15 protein-coding genes and 2 pseudogenes are annotated in these 16,094 nt (G+C 39.4%); 6 read left to right on the forward strand and 11 right to left on the reverse strand.

Annotation, left to right across the window (positions count from 1 at the left end; genetic code table 11):
* Positions 1–49: 49 nt before the first annotated feature.
* The 5 genes from NSQ36_RS01225 to NSQ36_RS01245 all read left to right on the forward strand — a co-directional run bounded on the left by NSQ36_RS01225 (position 50) and on the right by NSQ36_RS01245 (position 4,937).
* Entirely contained in the window at positions 50–994 is a 945-nt protein-coding gene (locus tag NSQ36_RS01225; protein ID WP_251191217.1) for an alpha/beta hydrolase, read from the forward strand.
* 184 nt (positions 995–1,178) lie between these two features.
* A complete protein-coding gene (locus tag NSQ36_RS01230; protein ID WP_251191239.1) occupies positions 1,179–1,811 on the forward strand; it encodes a TetR/AcrR family transcriptional regulator in 633 nt (210 codons plus the stop codon).
* A 50-nt stretch (positions 1,812–1,861) separates the two neighbouring features.
* Complete coding sequence (locus NSQ36_RS01235) at positions 1,862–2,545, forward strand: bacitracin ABC transporter permease (RefSeq protein WP_284905892.1); 684 nt, start codon at positions 1,862–1,864, stop codon at positions 2,543–2,545.
* Positions 2,546–2,569: 24 nt separating this feature from the next.
* Positions 2,570–3,328: a DUF4097 family beta strand repeat-containing protein gene (locus NSQ36_RS01240; protein WP_137055158.1), complete on the forward strand. Its 759-nt coding sequence runs from the start codon at positions 2,570–2,572 to the stop codon at positions 3,326–3,328.
* Between the two features lie 220 nt (positions 3,329–3,548).
* Positions 3,549–4,937 (forward strand): amino acid permease, encoded by a 1,389-nt coding sequence (locus NSQ36_RS01245; RefSeq protein WP_113768615.1) that lies wholly within the window; start codon positions 3,549–3,551, stop codon positions 4,935–4,937.
* Positions 4,938–4,976: 39 nt separating this feature from the next.
* On the opposite strand, the gene NSQ36_RS01250 is transcribed toward NSQ36_RS01245, so the two are convergent.
* The 6 genes and pseudogenes from NSQ36_RS01250 to fabF form a co-directional block, all read right to left on the reverse strand.
* Entirely contained in the window at positions 4,977–5,858 is an 882-nt protein-coding gene (locus NSQ36_RS01250) for a glycerophosphodiester phosphodiesterase (protein WP_106032883.1), read from the reverse strand.
* 92 nt (positions 5,859–5,950) lie between these two features.
* Positions 5,951–7,285, reverse strand: a complete 1,335-nt coding sequence (gene glpT / locus NSQ36_RS01255) for a glycerol-3-phosphate transporter (protein WP_050943401.1) — start codon at positions 7,283–7,285, stop codon at positions 5,951–5,953.
* Positions 7,286–7,509: 224 nt separating this feature from the next.
* The gene (locus NSQ36_RS01260) at positions 7,510–8,280 is read right to left on the reverse strand and encodes a SurA N-terminal domain-containing protein (RefSeq protein WP_061406581.1); all 771 of its coding nucleotides are present in this window, start codon (positions 8,278–8,280) and stop codon (positions 7,510–7,512) included.
* A 152-nt stretch (positions 8,281–8,432) separates the two neighbouring features.
* On the reverse strand, positions 8,433–9,920 hold the full coding sequence (locus tag NSQ36_RS01265) for a thioredoxin domain-containing protein (RefSeq protein ID WP_339207305.1): 1,488 nt from the start codon (positions 9,918–9,920) through the stop codon (positions 8,433–8,435).
* A gap of 84 nt (positions 9,921–10,004) precedes the next feature.
* Positions 10,005–10,496 (reverse strand): annotated as a pseudogene (locus NSQ36_RS01270) (thioredoxin domain-containing protein); the annotation flags it as partial.
* Between the two features lie 159 nt (positions 10,497–10,655).
* Positions 10,656–11,888, reverse strand: coding sequence for a beta-ketoacyl-ACP synthase II (fabF, locus tag NSQ36_RS01275; RefSeq protein ID WP_284905877.1), 1,233 nt, complete (start codon positions 11,886–11,888; stop codon positions 10,656–10,658).
* 103 nt (positions 11,889–11,991) lie between these two features.
* On the opposite strand from fabF, the gene NSQ36_RS01280 reads away from it, so the two are divergent.
* Positions 11,992–12,828, forward strand: coding sequence for a helix-turn-helix transcriptional regulator (locus NSQ36_RS01280; protein ID WP_251191211.1), 837 nt, complete (start codon positions 11,992–11,994; stop codon positions 12,826–12,828).
* 75 nt (positions 12,829–12,903) lie between these two features.
* Here the strand turns inward: NSQ36_RS01280 and NSQ36_RS01285 are convergent.
* From NSQ36_RS01285 to NSQ36_RS01305, 5 genes and pseudogenes are all read right to left on the reverse strand, one after another.
* Positions 12,904–13,014 (reverse strand): annotated as a pseudogene (locus tag NSQ36_RS01285) (DUF255 domain-containing protein); the annotation flags it as partial.
* A gap of 183 nt (positions 13,015–13,197) precedes the next feature.
* Positions 13,198–13,707: a hypothetical protein gene (locus tag NSQ36_RS01290; RefSeq protein ID WP_322000281.1), complete on the reverse strand. Its 510-nt coding sequence runs from the start codon at positions 13,705–13,707 to the stop codon at positions 13,198–13,200.
* On the reverse strand, positions 13,704–14,372 hold the full coding sequence (locus NSQ36_RS01295) for an ATP-binding cassette domain-containing protein (protein WP_099679424.1): 669 nt from the start codon (positions 14,370–14,372) through the stop codon (positions 13,704–13,706). Before NSQ36_RS01295 ends, NSQ36_RS01290 begins: the two co-directional genes overlap by 4 nt.
* Positions 14,373–14,386: 14 nt before the next feature.
* Entirely contained in the window at positions 14,387–15,199 is an 813-nt protein-coding gene (locus NSQ36_RS01300; protein ID WP_339206529.1) for a hypothetical protein, read from the reverse strand.
* Positions 15,186–15,992 (reverse strand): hypothetical protein, encoded by an 807-nt coding sequence (locus tag NSQ36_RS01305; RefSeq protein ID WP_105927953.1) that lies wholly within the window; start codon positions 15,990–15,992, stop codon positions 15,186–15,188. Before NSQ36_RS01305 ends, NSQ36_RS01300 begins: the two co-directional genes overlap by 14 nt.
* Positions 15,993–16,094 lie beyond the last annotated feature (102 nt).

A 16,094-nucleotide genomic window follows, 5' to 3' on the forward strand; every position in this document is an offset into this window, starting at 1 on the left:
TCGATGGATGTAAGCTAGAGTTCTTCATCATGAAGGGAAGAGAAAACCAATGAAAAAAATATTGAGAATCATGCTGATATCTATATGTACCATTATCACGGTCATGGTTGTTTTTCTAGCTACTGTTTATTTTGTAAACCTCATTAGTAATGAACGGGAGAAGGGGAAAATAGAAGCTTATGGGCAAAAGGTCTTGGTGGATGGGAAGCAAATGAATGTGCTCATTCAAGGCGATGGGAAAGAAACGATTGTACTTCTGCCAGGCTATGGAACTGCTTCGCCAGTGCTAGATTTTAAGCCGCTAGTAGATGAATTATCACCTTATTATAGAGTCGTAGTAATTGAACCATTTGGCTATGGTTTAAGTGACGATACAGATAAAGCACGGACAAGTCAAAACATTGTAGATGAGATTCATGAATGTTTGCAGAAGCTCAACATTAATGAGTATACGTTGATGGGGCATTCGATTTTTGGCATTTATGGATTAGAATATGTGAATCAATATGAAAAAGAAGTGAAAGCATTTGTTGGAATTGATAATAGTGTTCCTAAGCAGGAAACGGATGAATTGCCGGTTTCCAGTTTGCAACTGCTCAATCAATCTGGCCTTTACAGATTGTTATTGAAAGTGAATCCAGATCAACTGGTGATGCCTAAAGTAGATGATCAAACGAAAGATCAGATTAAAATGCTGACCTTCCGAAATTTCATGGATGAAAGCCAAGCTAGTGAGGCAGAAAACTTTAGAAACAATTTTAAAAACGCTCAACGCCTACATTTTCCTAAAAAGCTCCCTGTAGTTTTCTATCTAGCAGATCAAACGGAGAAAGAAACACCAAACTGGAAACCAATGCATGAAGAGCTATTGAAAAATGTAGATCACGGCAAAGTAGTTACTTTCAAAGGCGGCCATTATTTGCATCATACGAAATCAAAGGAAATCGCAGATGATTTTAGAGAGTTTCTATCTAACAACGAGAGTCATCGTTAGTAATATACCATCCCGGCATCATCTAGTGACCCAAGTTAAAAAATAGAGACCGTGTGAGCGGTCTTTTTTTATATAAAGAACCTATATTGACAGTTTATCATGAAGTAGATTAAAATACATACCGACGGTCGGTATGTAAGAGGAGGCGTTTCATTTGGCCAGAAATAAATATCCAGAAAAGACAATCAAGCAAATTTTAGATGTGTCGACAAAGCTGTTTCAGGAAAAAGGATTCGAAAAGACGAGTTTGCAGGATATCATCCAAGAATTGAACATGTCTAAAGGGGCTATTTATCATCATTTCAAATCGAAGGAAGAAATATTACGTGCCGTGATGGAGAGGCAATTTCGTCATGCGACTGAGAAGCTTGAAGATCTGATTAAGCATACAGAAGCAGCGCATGCAAAAGAGAAGCTGCAGCGTATTTTAGAGCAGCTAGTGGCAGATCCAAAATCTCATTCGATTGATGGGATCTTGGTTGACCAGATCAAAAACCCGCAATTTGTGGTTGAAGGGATGAAGGCAGGAGTCAATCAGGATGCGCTTAAAATCAAACAGCTGATTCTTGAAGGAATTGATGATGGTTCGATGACAACTGCATTTCCTGGTGAAGTGGCAGAAGTGTTTATGCTTCTCGTGAATATATGGCTGAACCCAACGTTATTTGCTCGTGATGAGCAGGAAACTAGTCAGCGTTTACTGTTTTTACAACAGATGATGAAAGGTCTCGGAGTGGATGTGGTGAGTGATCTATTTATTCAAAAGGTCACAGCGCATTATGCTGGGATTGGTGGATATGATCAGCCTGGAACCTAAATGGCCAGAAAAGAGTCAAAAGCAAAATTCATTTCATAGGAGGATCCCTTATGCTTCACTTCGTAAAACTTGAGCTAAGAAAAAGTCATATGAAACATTATATTCAAGCTAGTATGATTATCAGTATTGTACTGCTGGTGTTTATTTATTTTGTCGCGTTTGTTGCACAGGTTGAACAGGAAATAGGTTTTCAGCAATATCCGAATATCTATTTGTTGACGAGTATAGTATGGATGATCTTTTTTTCGATCGTCACAGCCATGATGTATTGTCGAGTAATAGTGACCGCATTGAAAGAACATGAATCTCATTCATTAAGTATGAAGTCATCCCTCCTTTCGAGAATGGTTTGGATGCTGTGCTTTTCTACAATTGTCATGCTGTGTAGTATCATTCCTTCATTTGTTGTGTTTAGTGTCACTGAAACATTCTTCCCTATAGTTCAAGATGCGCTGACAGCTGATGTGATGTTCACTGTGATCAAAACGTACCTAGTGTTTACTTGCTGTATCAATGGAATTGGCATGATTGCGATGAGAGTGGGGGTAATGAAGAGGTCTACTTTCATGACCATTCTGACTGCGATTGTTCTATGTGCTGTTTTAGGAAACGTATTAATCGCTGTTTATGGAAATGATCAAATGAATGTCATTTTGTCAGGAGTCATGATGATAGCGGTCCTCATTGTGATCTTGGAGTTATGGGGCCGCATGACCCGGCTTCAAGCGAGATAAGCGAGTATACAAGGAGGGAGACATATGGAGCATACGATTCAAATTGAAGAATCGGTCGTAGAATTATCGTTGGATTGGTTGCTCGGAGAGGTGTGTATTCAACACCATGATCATCCTTATCTCATCATTCGTCAAACGACCAATCAAGTGTTTCCAAAGCGTTATTTGATGCATCATCAGGTAAAAGATGGACGACTGTTCATTCAAGATAGACGAAAAAAAATACTCAGCTTTGGGCTTCAACTTTATAAAACTGATGTCGCTATTTTTCTCCCTAAACAACAATTACAGTCCATTTCCATTCGTTGTAAAGGAGCAAATCTTCAGGCAGAGAGATTGAAGGTGGAAAATGCCTCTTGTCATTTAACGTCTGGAAAAGCAATGCTATCAGGTGAAATCAAGCATCTTCATTTAGAGACAGTAGGTGGGCTTATTTCTAGTCGGCAACTGACCGCAAAAAGATTATTACTGCACGCCACATCGTCAAAAGTTGAGTTGTCGGGTGCCTTTTCTGACGTTGATCTGCATGTAACAGGTAGAAGGATGCAGATTCATTCTACAAACATGCTAAATTCACTTAAATCTACTTCAACTGGAGCAAATGTTAAAGTGACGATACCGGAAAATGATGGGTTTACTTGTTATGTAAAGAAAAGATCCGGTGCTTTCCGGAATGACTTTTCTTGTCATCGAGAGAAGGACAAAATGGTGCATAAAAATGGACTGCGATCCTTTGAGGTTGATATAAGAGGCGGTCAGTTTTTATTACGTCATCAGCTTTGAAATGACTTTCATCCCTTGATTCAATATATCAATATAAAACAATTTGAGCATCTCTTTATATGTCGGAATATTTTGATAATAGTGTTTCTCTCAAAAAAACAATTGTTTTTTAAGGGTAGATTTATTATGATAATATACATCGAAAGATTGATGTTTCTCAATCAGAATGAACATTCTGATTTTTATTTTTTATGTTGTTTGTTGATGAGGGGGAAGAAAAGTGGCTCAAAAGGAATTAAAGAGAGGGTTAAGTGCCCGCCATATTCAAATGATCGCACTTGGCGGCACGATTGGTGTTGGCTTATTTATGGGGTCAGCCAAGGCCATTCAATGGACAGGTCCATCGGTTCTTCTCGCGTACGCAGTATGTGGTATCTTTATCTTTTTTATTATGCGTGCGATGGGAGAAATGTTGTACGTTGAACCGAGTACAGGTTCATTTGCTACATTTGGTCATCAATATATTCATCCGCTTGCGGGGTATATGACAGCTTGGAGTAACTGGTTCCAGTGGGTCATTGTTGGGATGTCGGAAATTATTGCCGTAGGCGCTTATATGAAATATTGGTTTCCGGAGCTGCCAGCGTGGATTCCAGGATTAATTGCGATGATTATTTTGGGAGCGGCCAACTTGATTTCGGTTAAATCGTTCGGTGAGTTCGAATTTTGGTTTGCAATGATCAAGATTGTGACGATTATTTTAATGATCATTGCAGGTCTAGGCATTATTTTCTTTGGATTTGGAAATGGCGGGACGCCTATTGGCTTGTCTAATCTGTGGGCGCACGGCGGGTTCTTTACAGGTGGATTTACCGGATTCTTGTTTGCGTTGTCGCTCGTCATTGCTGCCTATCAGGGTGTAGAGCTGATTGGGATTACAGCAGGTGAAGCACAAAATCCAGAAAAGACGCTGACCAATGCCATCAAAAGTATCATCTGGCGTATTTTGATTTTCTATATCGGTGCAATCTTTGTCATTGTGACAGTGTATCCTTGGGATCAGCTGAATACCCTTGGCAGTCCATTTGTGGCGACGTTTGCGAAAATTGGGATTACAGCAGCCGCTGGTATTATTAACTTTGTCGTCATTACAGCAGCGATGTCCGGCTGTAATAGTGGGATTTTCAGTGCGGGACGTATGCTTTATACATTAGGTGTGAATGGGCAGGCGCCTGCTTTCTTCACCAAAATTTCGAAGAATGGTGTACCGTATTTTGGGACATTCGCTGTGCTGATTGGTCTAGCAGTAGGAGTTGTCCTCAATTATGTTGCGCCACCAAACATTTTCGTCTATGTGTATAGTGCGAGTGTACTTCCTGGTATGGTGCCATGGTTTGTGATTTTGATTAGTCATATCGGCTTTAGAAAGGCGAAGGGAGCTGCGCTTGATCAGCATCCATTCAAAATGCCGCTAGCGCCGTTTTCTAATTATCTTACAATCGGTTTCTTACTAATGGTGCTTGTATTTATGCTCATTAATCAGGATACGCGTATTTCTCTGATTGTGGCAATTGGGTTCTTAATTGTAGTAGCGCTTAGCTTCTATGTTTTTGGGATCGGGAAACGGAAGCCGATCGAAACAGCTTCTTCTGATCAAACGGTAAAATAATCAAAGGCCTTGCGGGATAGACCGCAAGGCTTTTTTTGTTTAGAGTGAAGCTTTTACACGGTTAAAGACATCTGGAAAGTTGGTGAAAAGACCGGTGACGCCGTATTGCAGTAAACGGGTCATGTCGGCTTCATTGTTGACCGTATATGGGTGGAGGAGGAGTCCGTGGCTTCTGACCTGTTGTACGTTTTCAAGTGTCAATGCTCTAAAATTCGGTCCGACACCCACTGCATAAGATTTGATGAAATCGAGCTGATCATCTGTGATGGACGTCATTTGTGTTCTGTCTAAAAGCTGTACTTTTGGAAGGCGTGGAGCTAATGTCTGTAGCTTTAGCAGGCTGTCTTGGCTAAAGGATTGAATGATGACCTGCCCTTTTCTTGTGTGTTTCCCGAGAAGATGATGTTTTTTTAGGGTCGCCAATAGCTTTTCTTCCATTTGCGGATAGATGTCTGGTTTTTTTGTTTCAATATAATAATTTTCTCGTTTGCCGAAATAGCGCAGCACTTCATCTAATGTGAGGACTCGCTGTCCGATATAGTTGGCATTTTGTCTGTCGGGATTGACTTCATTAAACCAAGTACCGGCATCAAGCTGTTTGATTTCGGCAAGTGTGAGGTCTTTGACCCAGCCTGTTCCGTTTGTGGTGCGGTCAACGGTTTCATCGTGCATGACGATGAGATGTCCATCCTTTGTCATTTGAAGGTCGAGTTCGAGGTAATCCGCATTCATCTTTGTGGCGAGTTTGTAAGAAGCCAGGGTATGCTCTGGTGCATACCCTGATGCTCCGCGATGTGCAACGGTTAGAATACGATCTGGAGATAAAAGATGTTCATGTGCCGATACGGTGGCCGGCACCCACGCAATAGACAGTAAAGCAAAAGAGAGCAACACGAAAGCAAGTAATCTACTTTTCTTCATATTTTATCCTCCTTTAACGGTAACTGTCTTCATCATAAGAAATAGATGTAAAGGGCATGTTGGGTGGATATGAATCTTTTATATGATTTTCATTAAGCTTGCTCTACGCGCTTCCCTGTATTCCATGTCATCGCTAGGAAGACAATCGCAAGCACACAAGAACCAACCAATAAAATAAAGCCTCCTGTCCAGTCGTAATGGTCCACGACGACGCCCATCATCGCATTGGCGAAGGCAGAGCCGCCAATATAGCCGAAGAAGCCTGTGAGTCCAGCCGCAGTGCCAGCCGCTTTTTTCGGAGCGAGGTCAATGGCTTGAAGTCCAATGAGCATGACAGGTCCGTAAATTAAAAAGCCGATGCTGATGAGGGCGATGTTATCGACCATTGGATTGCCAGCAGGGTTTAACCAGTAAACAAGCACCGCAATTAACACCCCAGCCATAAAGAGGACGCCTGCTGGTGCACGGCGGCTTCTAAAGAAGCGGTCACTGATCCAGCCGCACAATAATGTGCCAGGAATGCCTGCATATTCATAAAGAAAATATGACCAGCGCGAATGCTCTGGTGAAAAGCCCTTTGCTTCTGTTAAGTAGGTCGGCGCCCAGTCCACGACACCGTAACGGACGAAGTACACAAAGACGTTGGCAATGGCGATATACCAAAGGAATTTATTGTTGAGTACATACTTAAATAAAATCTCTTTCACTGTTAATTCTTTTTCTTGATCTTCATATTGTTGTGCCGGATAGTCATTGCGATATTCCTCAATTGGCGGAAGACCAGCGGATTGCGGGGTATCCCGGACGAGAAGAATGATCACGAAGGAGACGATAATAGCAATGATGGCAGGGAAGAAAAAGATACTTTTCCACGTCGCAAACAGCACGATCCCTAAGGTGATGAGCGGTGCAAGAATTCCCCCGCCAATATTGTGAGCGACGTTCCAAATGGACATTTTCGTTCCACGTTCACTAACCGAAAACCAATGCGCCATCGTCCGTCCGCATGGCGGCCATCCCATGCCCTGGAACCAGCCGTTTAAAAACATGAATAAGAACATGATCCATACACTTGACGTCACCCATGGAAATGAGACAAATAGGATATTGATAAGGGCTGATAGAAAGAGTCCGGTGGCTAAAAAGTATCTTGGGTTACAGCGGTCTGAGATCATCCCCATGATGAATTTACTAAAGCCATAGGCGATAGAGACAGCTGCGAGTACAAAGCCTAATTCACTTTTCGTGAACCCTTCTTCCTGTAGATAAGGAATAGCAAAAGCGAAATTTTTTCGTAGCAAATAGTAGCCCGCATACCCGATAAAGATGCCTAAAAAGACTTGCAGCCGCAGCCGCTTATACGTCTCATCTGTCTTGGCATCATCGAGCCTGTCGATATGCGGAGCGGGTTTAAACCATTTGAACATAAAGATCCTCCTCTTGTCGTTGTCCGATTGACTGAAGCAAAAGTACGAGATCAGCGTTTGATCTTGTACTTTTTAAGAGACAAAAGAATTGATAACGCTTTCTTTTGTACTCCCATCATATCGGATGGAAGAGACGTTTATGATGAGGCTTTTGTCATTATTTTGGAAAAATAGTTCATCAAGTAACGAAAAAAATCCGCACAATGGCGGATTTTTCTTAGCTGTTACAGAGACACATTAATTTTCGCAGATTTCTTTAGTTTTTCAATTTCTTTTTGTACTTCTTTCTGTTTTTCTTGAGATTCTAGCTGTTTTTTAATTTGTGATTTAACCTCTTTGTACTCTGGTGCTTTTTGCTTTTGTTTTTTCATTTCATCTGCGTATTGATCATAGTACGCTTTAACATCCTTTTCAGAGACGGAGGCTGATTTGATTTCTTTGTCGACATACTGGCTGTATTTGATGCTGTCGGCAATGTCACTTTTCAGCTGATCCATTGTGAGTCCACTTTTCTTAAGGGCTTCTTCAAATTGAGCGTTGTCCTTGAATTGTTTCTTTTCTTCTTTTAGCTGTTTATCTACCTGCTTGTCAGAGGCTTTGATGCCTTTCTTCTCAGCATCTTGCAGGATAAGCTCTTGACCTACGAGCGCATCAATGGTTTGTTTCTTAACTGCTTTTGCGCCTTCTTTAGATGTTGGGTCTTGCCCAGATTGCTGAAGCTGTCCTTGAATGGTTGATAGAGCGCTATTATATTCATTACCTGTGATTTTGTCTTGGTTGACGGTCGCAACGACCTTTTGATCATCGATTTTTTGTGCGTCTAATTTCTTTTGCATCTCTTCCATTTGCTTTTGCTGTTCTTTTTGGTCAGCCTGTGTTGTTTCCTTGTTTTTGGCTGAGTCGTTTTGCTTATCTTGTTTGGCATCGTTTGACGAGCAGGCTGCAAGCCCAACAGATAACAAACAAGCGATGAGTGTGTATGATACCTTTTTCATCATTTTCTCTCCCTTCGGTATGAGAACATCTAGTGCGCATTCTAACCGTTTTTTATGAAAAATAAAACCGTACAGACAATTTGTTAGCGGATTGACATGTTTTTTATCTGTTTGTCCTCATTTTGTCTTCTCATAGTCATCTTATGACAGACTCAATCGCGGAATAATTGTTCCATCGCTTCGTCGATATTGGTGATTGGCTGGCGGCAGCTGTAGTTTTCACAAATATACACGGTGGTTTTGCCATCGATCGTTTTGTAATCTTTTGTAAAGGACGCGAGTTTTGCTAATTCCTCCCCTGTTTCGGCAGTCAATATGATATCAAAGGGCATGAAGCGTTTTTGAAGCGCCTGTAAAAGCTGTTCTTTTTGAGAGTCGCCGTTTTTCCCGAGAATGATGATTTCTCTTTTCGTTGCATATTGACCGAGGAGCCCTTGCAGAAACGCTGTGTGCCCGCTTGGATAGGAAGAGACATCGACATAAAAGGCTTTGAACATTTGCTCTAATGTGTCCAGCCAATCCTGACGTCCGGTCAGTCTGCTTAGCATGAGAAGCTGCTTGAGTGCGGTGCTGTTACCAGAAGGCATGGCGCCGTCGTATACTTCTTTTTCTCGAACGATGAGCGCTTCCGCATCTGATCCTGAGAAGAAAAAGCCCCCTTTTTCCTTGTCCCAAAACAGCTCAAACATGTTCTCAGCAATGGCTGTCGCTTTTTCCAGCCATTCTAATTCAAAGGTCGCTTCGTATAAAGACATATACGCTTTTAGCATATGCGCATAATCCTCGATAAAGCCGAAATGCTTTACGTCTCCTTCTCTATAGCGGACCATGAGCCGCTCATGTTGGACGAGGTGTGTTTCTAGAAAAGACATCGCCTGTTTCGCCATACGGATCGCTTCCTCTGCACCAAATACCCTTCCTGCTTTGGCGAGCGCAGAGGTCATCAGTGCATTCCATGATGTGAGTACCTTGTCATCGACAAGCGGCGCGGGTCGCTGCTGTCTGACAGATTGTAAAATGTGACGAGCTTCTTGCAGATTAGATTGAAGCGTATGGTCATCAATCGAAAAAGAGGCTTTAATGTCATCAAAAGAGGTTGAAATGGTATGAGGGATGTTCGCCCCTTCAAAGTTCCCCTCTTCTGTGATGTGATAGACAGCGCAGAATAATGCGCCGAGATCCTCGCCTAAATGAGTCATGATCTCATTTTTTGACCAAACGTAATATTGTCCTTCTTTCCCTTCAGAATCTGCATCTATCGCTGAATAAAAGGAGCTACTCGGATTCATCATATCTCGCTTGATAAAGTGGATCAGGCGGTGGACAAGCTTTTCATATTCAGGTTGTTGAGTGAGCTGATACGCTTCTGTGTAGGCTTCCATCAGTAAGGCGTTATCATACAGCATTTTTTCAAAATGAGGCACAAGCCATTTTTCGTCTGTTGAATAACGAGAAAAGCCTGAACCGACATGGTCGTATATACCGCCATTTGCCATTCCATCTAACGTTTTTGTGACTGCATAGAGCGCATTTTCCTGCCCAGTCCATTCGTAATAGCGCATCAAGAATGAAAGCATATGAGGTGCAGGAAATTTTGGCGCAGAGCCGAATCCGCCGTGCAGCGTATCAAAGCTACTCATGAGCTGATAATAGGCTTTGTGGATCGCCTCTTGGGTGAGCGTATTTTCCGTCTGCCCTGCTGCTTTGATCCGCAGATTATTTGTCGCCTTCTCTGCCAATGATTCGATATGATCGCGATCGTTATGGTACGCATCCAGCAATTGTGTCAGTGCCTCGATGAAGCCAGGACGCCCGTAAGCACTTCTCTTTGGAAAGTACGTCCCCGCATAAAAAGGCTTTTGATCAGGCGTGACAAACACGTTGAGCGGCCAGCCGCCTTGCCCCGTCATCATCTGACAAACAGACATATACATCGAGTCGATATCTGGACGCTCCTCACGATCGACTTTGATTGAAATGAAATGCTCATTTAAGATGTCAGCAACTTGCTGATCTTCGAAGCTTTCGTGCGCCATGACGTGGCACCAGTGGCAAGTGGCATAGCCAATACTGACAAGCACGGGTTTATTTTCACGCTTGGCTTTGTTGAAGGCTTCTTGCCCCCACGGGTACCAGTGAACTGGGTTGTAAGCGTGTTGAAGGAGGTATGGTGATTTTTCAGTGATGAGTGTGTTGGATGTTTGGTTGTTTGGCATGGGTCACCTGCTTTCTAAATGTTTTTTCGTATTTTCTTTTCTCCATTTAATATATCAGATTGCTGAGGCACGTCATAACTTGTCTGTAAGGTATTCCTAAAATGAAAAAAACAAGGGCTATAAACCCTTGATCGATTCTTTATTTCATCTTTAACTACTTCAATTGTAATGTTTTAACAAGATGGCTGAATTATGTCCTCCAAAACCAAAAGAATTGGATAGCCCGTATTTCAAAGGAAGCTGTCTCGCTTCTAATACAACGTCTAAGTTGCAATCTGGATCTTGCTTCTCTACATTAATAGTGGGTGGAATCATTCCTCGTCTCAAACTTTCCACTAAAGCAATGGCTTCTACTCCACCGGCAGCACCAAACATATGCCCAGTCATTGACTTGTTCGCCGTTGTTGGAATTTCACGGGAACGTTCACCAAATAATGTCTTAATAGCTAGAACTTCTGAACGATCCCCTACTTGAGTACTTGTTGCATGAGCGCTAATAACATCGATTTCATCTGTTGATATATTTGCACTTCTCAATGCTTTTTTCATGGCTAAGTAGGCACCCTTACCTTCTGGGTGTGATGCTACCATATGATGAGCATCTGAACTAGCTCCGTATCCCACTACTTCACATAGTATCGGCGCATCTCTAAGAATAGCGTTTTCTAATGATTCTAATACTAAGATACCTGCACCTTCACTCATAACAAATCCATCTCTATCTGTATCAAATGGACGGCTGGCTCGACTTGGATCTTGGTTTCTAGTAGATAGTGCATGTGCGTTTCCAAAACTAGCTAAAGATATCTGTGAGACGGCAGCTTCTGCTCCACCGGCAAATATAATATCTGCATCATCATTTCGGATCGCATTGAAAGCTTCACCGATAGAGGTGTTCCCAATAGAACAAGCAGTGACTGGTGACATTGATGGCCCTTGTGCTCCTAATTTTATGCTGATTTGGGCCGCAGCTGCATTTGAAATCATCATGGGTACAAGACTCGGGCTTACTCTCGAGGGGCCTCGTTTATCTAATACATTCACATTATCAACAAGCGATTGGATGCCCCCGATTCCTGAACCAACATATACGCCTAAACGTTCAAGATCAACATGGTCTAACTGTAATTTTGAATTTTTTAATGCTTGTTCGGCTGCTGCTAAGGCAAACTGACTAAAACGATCTAATCGTTTTGCTTCTTTTCTCCCCAATATTTCATCTGCATCGAAATCACGAACGATTCCAGCTATTTTTGTTTTATAATCAGTCGTATCAAAAGAATCAATGAGAGATATTCCCGATTGTCCTTTCACTAGTTGATTCCAAAAGCTATCTATATCATTTCCTAGTGGAGAAATAACTCCCATTCCAGTAATGACAACTCTTTTCATGATCATTCCCTCCTTGTTTTTATTAACTTTAGCCATTGTGTTATCCTATTACAAGTTGTTGTTTATCCTAGTATAATTAATAATATTTTAAAGGGAGCTCTTTATGAAACCTGAAACAAGACTTCAAGCATTATCAGAATTTCTCAAAAATCAGCGTTCGAAAATTACGCCCCAAATGGTTGGTTTACCTGTAGGAACCCGAAGAAGAACACCAGGACTTAGAAGAGAAGAAGTAGCTCAACTAGCCGGTGTGAGTCTTACTTGGTATACATGGTTAGAACAAGGCAGAGATATAAAAGTTTCTACTTCGGTATTAGATGCTATTTCTCGAGCATTACAATTAAATAACGATGAAAGAAGATATTTGTACGCTTTAGCGTTAGAGGAAGGTGTGAAACAATCTTTTATCATTGAGGATGAGAAGGAAATCAGTCCGGCTTTAGTGAAAATTTTGCAGGAGCTTCGTTATTGTCCAACAATTATATCTGATAGAAGAAGTCAGATTGTTGGGTGGAATCAAGCAGCAGCTAATGTCTTTTTGGACTTTGAACAGATCATCCCGGCAGAAAGGAATATCATACGCTTACTATTCGCAAGAAAGGAATTTAAAAGTTTAGCCGTGAATTGGGAGCATTTTGTTAGAGGATATATCGCCATATTTAGAACGTATTATGGACAGTATGTGGCTGATGACTGGTATGAGCAATTTATAGAAGAAATGGAGCAGGCATATCCTGAGTTTCGTAAAATATGGAATGAAAATGAGATCAGCTATGCGCCTGAAGTATTAATTGAATTTCGTCATGCTAAGGCAGGTAAAATGTTGTTTAATCTCACTTCATTACAAGTGTATGGGGATACTGATTTAAGATGCAGTGTCTATACTCCAGTTGAGGATACTGAAACTGAGCTTAAGTTAAAACGTTTGATTGAAAGCTAGCTATCGTTTGGATGAAGTTATTGAGTGTATTTAATATAAAATAGATCCTATGCTATCAGTGACAAGTTCCTTTGGTTATCCATACTCAATCGATACGAAAACTGGTTTGTTTTCGCGTTTCGCTTTCTTGAATCCTTCGTCTGACCATGTGTACCAGTTGACCCGATTATAGGCTTGTTGGAGAAGATATGGCGACTTTCAGTGATTAATCGGTTGAGCATTTTTTGTTTGTCATGAGTTCACCTGCTTTCATATATTAATTTCCTGCGTACTTTACCTTTAGCGAAACTTCGTCTTTTTATATAAAAAAATCCTCTAAAAGTAGAAGAGGACAATAGGACGTATTTCTTTTAATATGAATAGTATATGTTACTTGAAGTAATCAATTTTCACAATGAATTTTTCAACTGATATTCCATCGCTCCCAATCATATGGAGTTTAGGAGTTTTTAAATTTTTCTCACCATTATTTCCAAATGTAAAGGTGACTGTACCGCTTATATATTGATGAGGATTTATATCTTTAATTCTTTTCCCTGTTTTATTATTAATAAAATCTATTGTCTGGGTTTCTTCCTCTCCCCTCATCATTCTATAAAATTCAGGATGGAGGGGTAGTTTATCGTTTGTTTGATTTTTTAATGTAAATGGTATGCGGTATTCAGTTATTTTATTTCTCATTTCATCAATGGTATTAATTTTCTTAGCTTTTTTAAACGTATGACTTATTTTTAGAAATTCAAATGTTTCATTTGTCGTAAGGTTTTTTTCTGTTACTTTATATTTGGAGTATTCACTATTCACTTGTTGATAGCGGAACATGCTGATTAAGATAAAAATTATAGTCATTACTGAAATTACTATTACTTTTTTTCTCATTTTTCTTTATCCCTATCAACAATCGTTTCTTTTATAATTTCACCAGATTCAATATCATAAATCGTATCTGAAACCTTTTGAAGAGTTTCTTTATCATGGCTAGCGATCAAAATTGTTTTACCTTCATTTTTTAATGTTACGAGTAATTGATGTACTATTTCGACTGCTTTCTCATCTAAAGCATTAGTAGGTTCATCTAAAATGAGCAAATCCGGTTTTTCCATAATTGCTTGAGCTATTCCCAAACGTTGTTTCATTCCAAGAGAATACTTTTTAAACTTTCTTTTGTCATTTGGATCAAGCCCTACACGAGAAATGACAGCAGAAATTTCGTTATCGTTAATTTTATTCTGAATCATAGAGAGTAATTTTAGGTTAGCAAAACCAGTATATTCTGGGATAAAACCAGGATACTCTATTAATATTCCAACATTTTCGGGAAATGAGATGTCTCTGTGTAATTGTTTCCCACCTACAGTTACTTTTCCATCACTTGGTTTTACTAATCCGGATAATACACGAAACAACATTGTTTTTCCGGATCCATTAGGTCCACGAAAACCATAAATATTCCCCTTTTTTAATGATAAGTTAATATTCTTAAGGACGTGGTTTTTTTTAATAAATTTGTTTAATGCCTCAATTTTAATATATTCTTCTGACATGAGTTTCACCTCGATTAACATTCTTTTTCATGATCAATACCGTATTCATTTAAAAAATCTTGTTTGATAAAAATTTTATATGCAAGAAAAGTAAAAAGTAATCCAAAACCACTAAATAAATAAATCATTCTAGAAAATAAACCTGGTATAAGCCAAGATGTCATTTCTAATGACAGAGAGTCATTAATGAAAGAAAAACCAAAATAAATATTAAGCATTTTATCAAGAATTAAAGTAGATGAAATGATAATAAAGCTGTATATATAATTTTTACTTAACAAATAGCAAACCACAACAAATAATCCGATCAGATAGAATACCAATAAACTTGTAATCAGATATCTAATTAACATGATATTAGATGAAAAGTATTCATCTAAAGGTAGTTGATCGCCATATATTAAGTACGGAGCTCCTTTTGTAGACAGCCAAACGTTGTCCCACCTTCCTGACAGGAAGCCACCCAGAAGGAAACCACCGATTAGGTATATGAGAGTGAATATTAGACAGATCCAAAAGACACGTAATAATAACGATAAAAATACTTTTTCTCTTTTTTGATAACGAACAAAACGAGAAGAGTCAAAAAAAGGTACGATTCCAAATGAAAAAAACATTAGAAAAAGGGGTAATACGGGAAAAATAAATGTATAGGAAGAGAAAAATAAATTTAAAGATTGTGGTATTCCCATTATTCCATGTTGCGGTAAACTTTCTTTGACTAAATATAAAATACAGAGCAAATAACAAAAAAACCAAATGAATAATCGCACTTTATAACGGTATATGTCGAGTAAAACGATATGTAGTTCTTTAATGAATAACATTCTTTTTAACCCCTAGAATGTATAATGAAAAACTTAACATAAATCCGATAAACAAGTGTAAAACAAGACTTGCTAGACTCACACCATCTGTAGCCTGTTGTTGCAAGAAGCTTGTTGATATCATTTCCTGATGCCCTAGTGTTGAAAGTACCATGTTTATGACATATAAACTTGCAAAAGGTGTAATTAGAACAACAAATGATTTTTTAATAAACATTCCAAATCCCAAAGCTATACTTGCGAACATACCAGAGAAAATACCAATCAATATTACATATAAAAGCATATGAACAAAGGGATGTGTATAATATAGATCTGGTAAGAAAGTATTATCAGAGTCTAAAGGCATCTCATTGTTAATCGCTCTATCAGGTTTTATATTTGGAAGTCTCATGAAAGACAAATAAATATTTAATAATAGAGGAAAGACAGCTGTGAGCATACCTGCTAAAAAGTTTATAAGAAACAAACTAAAGAAATATTGTTTTTGTTTTCCTCTAATAATTAAAAAGCGAATAAAACCAGTTGATCGATCTCTTGAGTACAGATCTGAAAATGGAAGTGTTGCTAAAATTGGTAATAAGAACATGTAAAGTGCTGGATAATCTGATATTCCACCAATCCCCATCCATTTTGTATAAGGGGTAAAAGAAATTCCTCCAGTAAGTTCTAAATGTTCTTTTAGTGGCATTTCTTCTGTCCAAAAATATGCAATTGCTAGAATTGCACCTATGGCTAATGATATGTAAAAAGATGGGCGTTTTATTAATCGTAATATAAGCAAATAAAACATGTATCTCTCCATTTCGTTTATTTAAAAATAAATGTAGAAGCGACTCAGTTAATTCTGAGTCGCTGTGTCATATAGCTCTCTTTTGAATTTAAAGAGCCTAAT

The organism is Bacillus sp. FSL W8-1143 (assembly GCF_037965155.1).
In the GTDB taxonomy this organism is placed as follows: Bacteria; Bacillota; Bacilli; order Bacillales; family Bacillaceae; genus Bacillus; species Bacillus pumilus.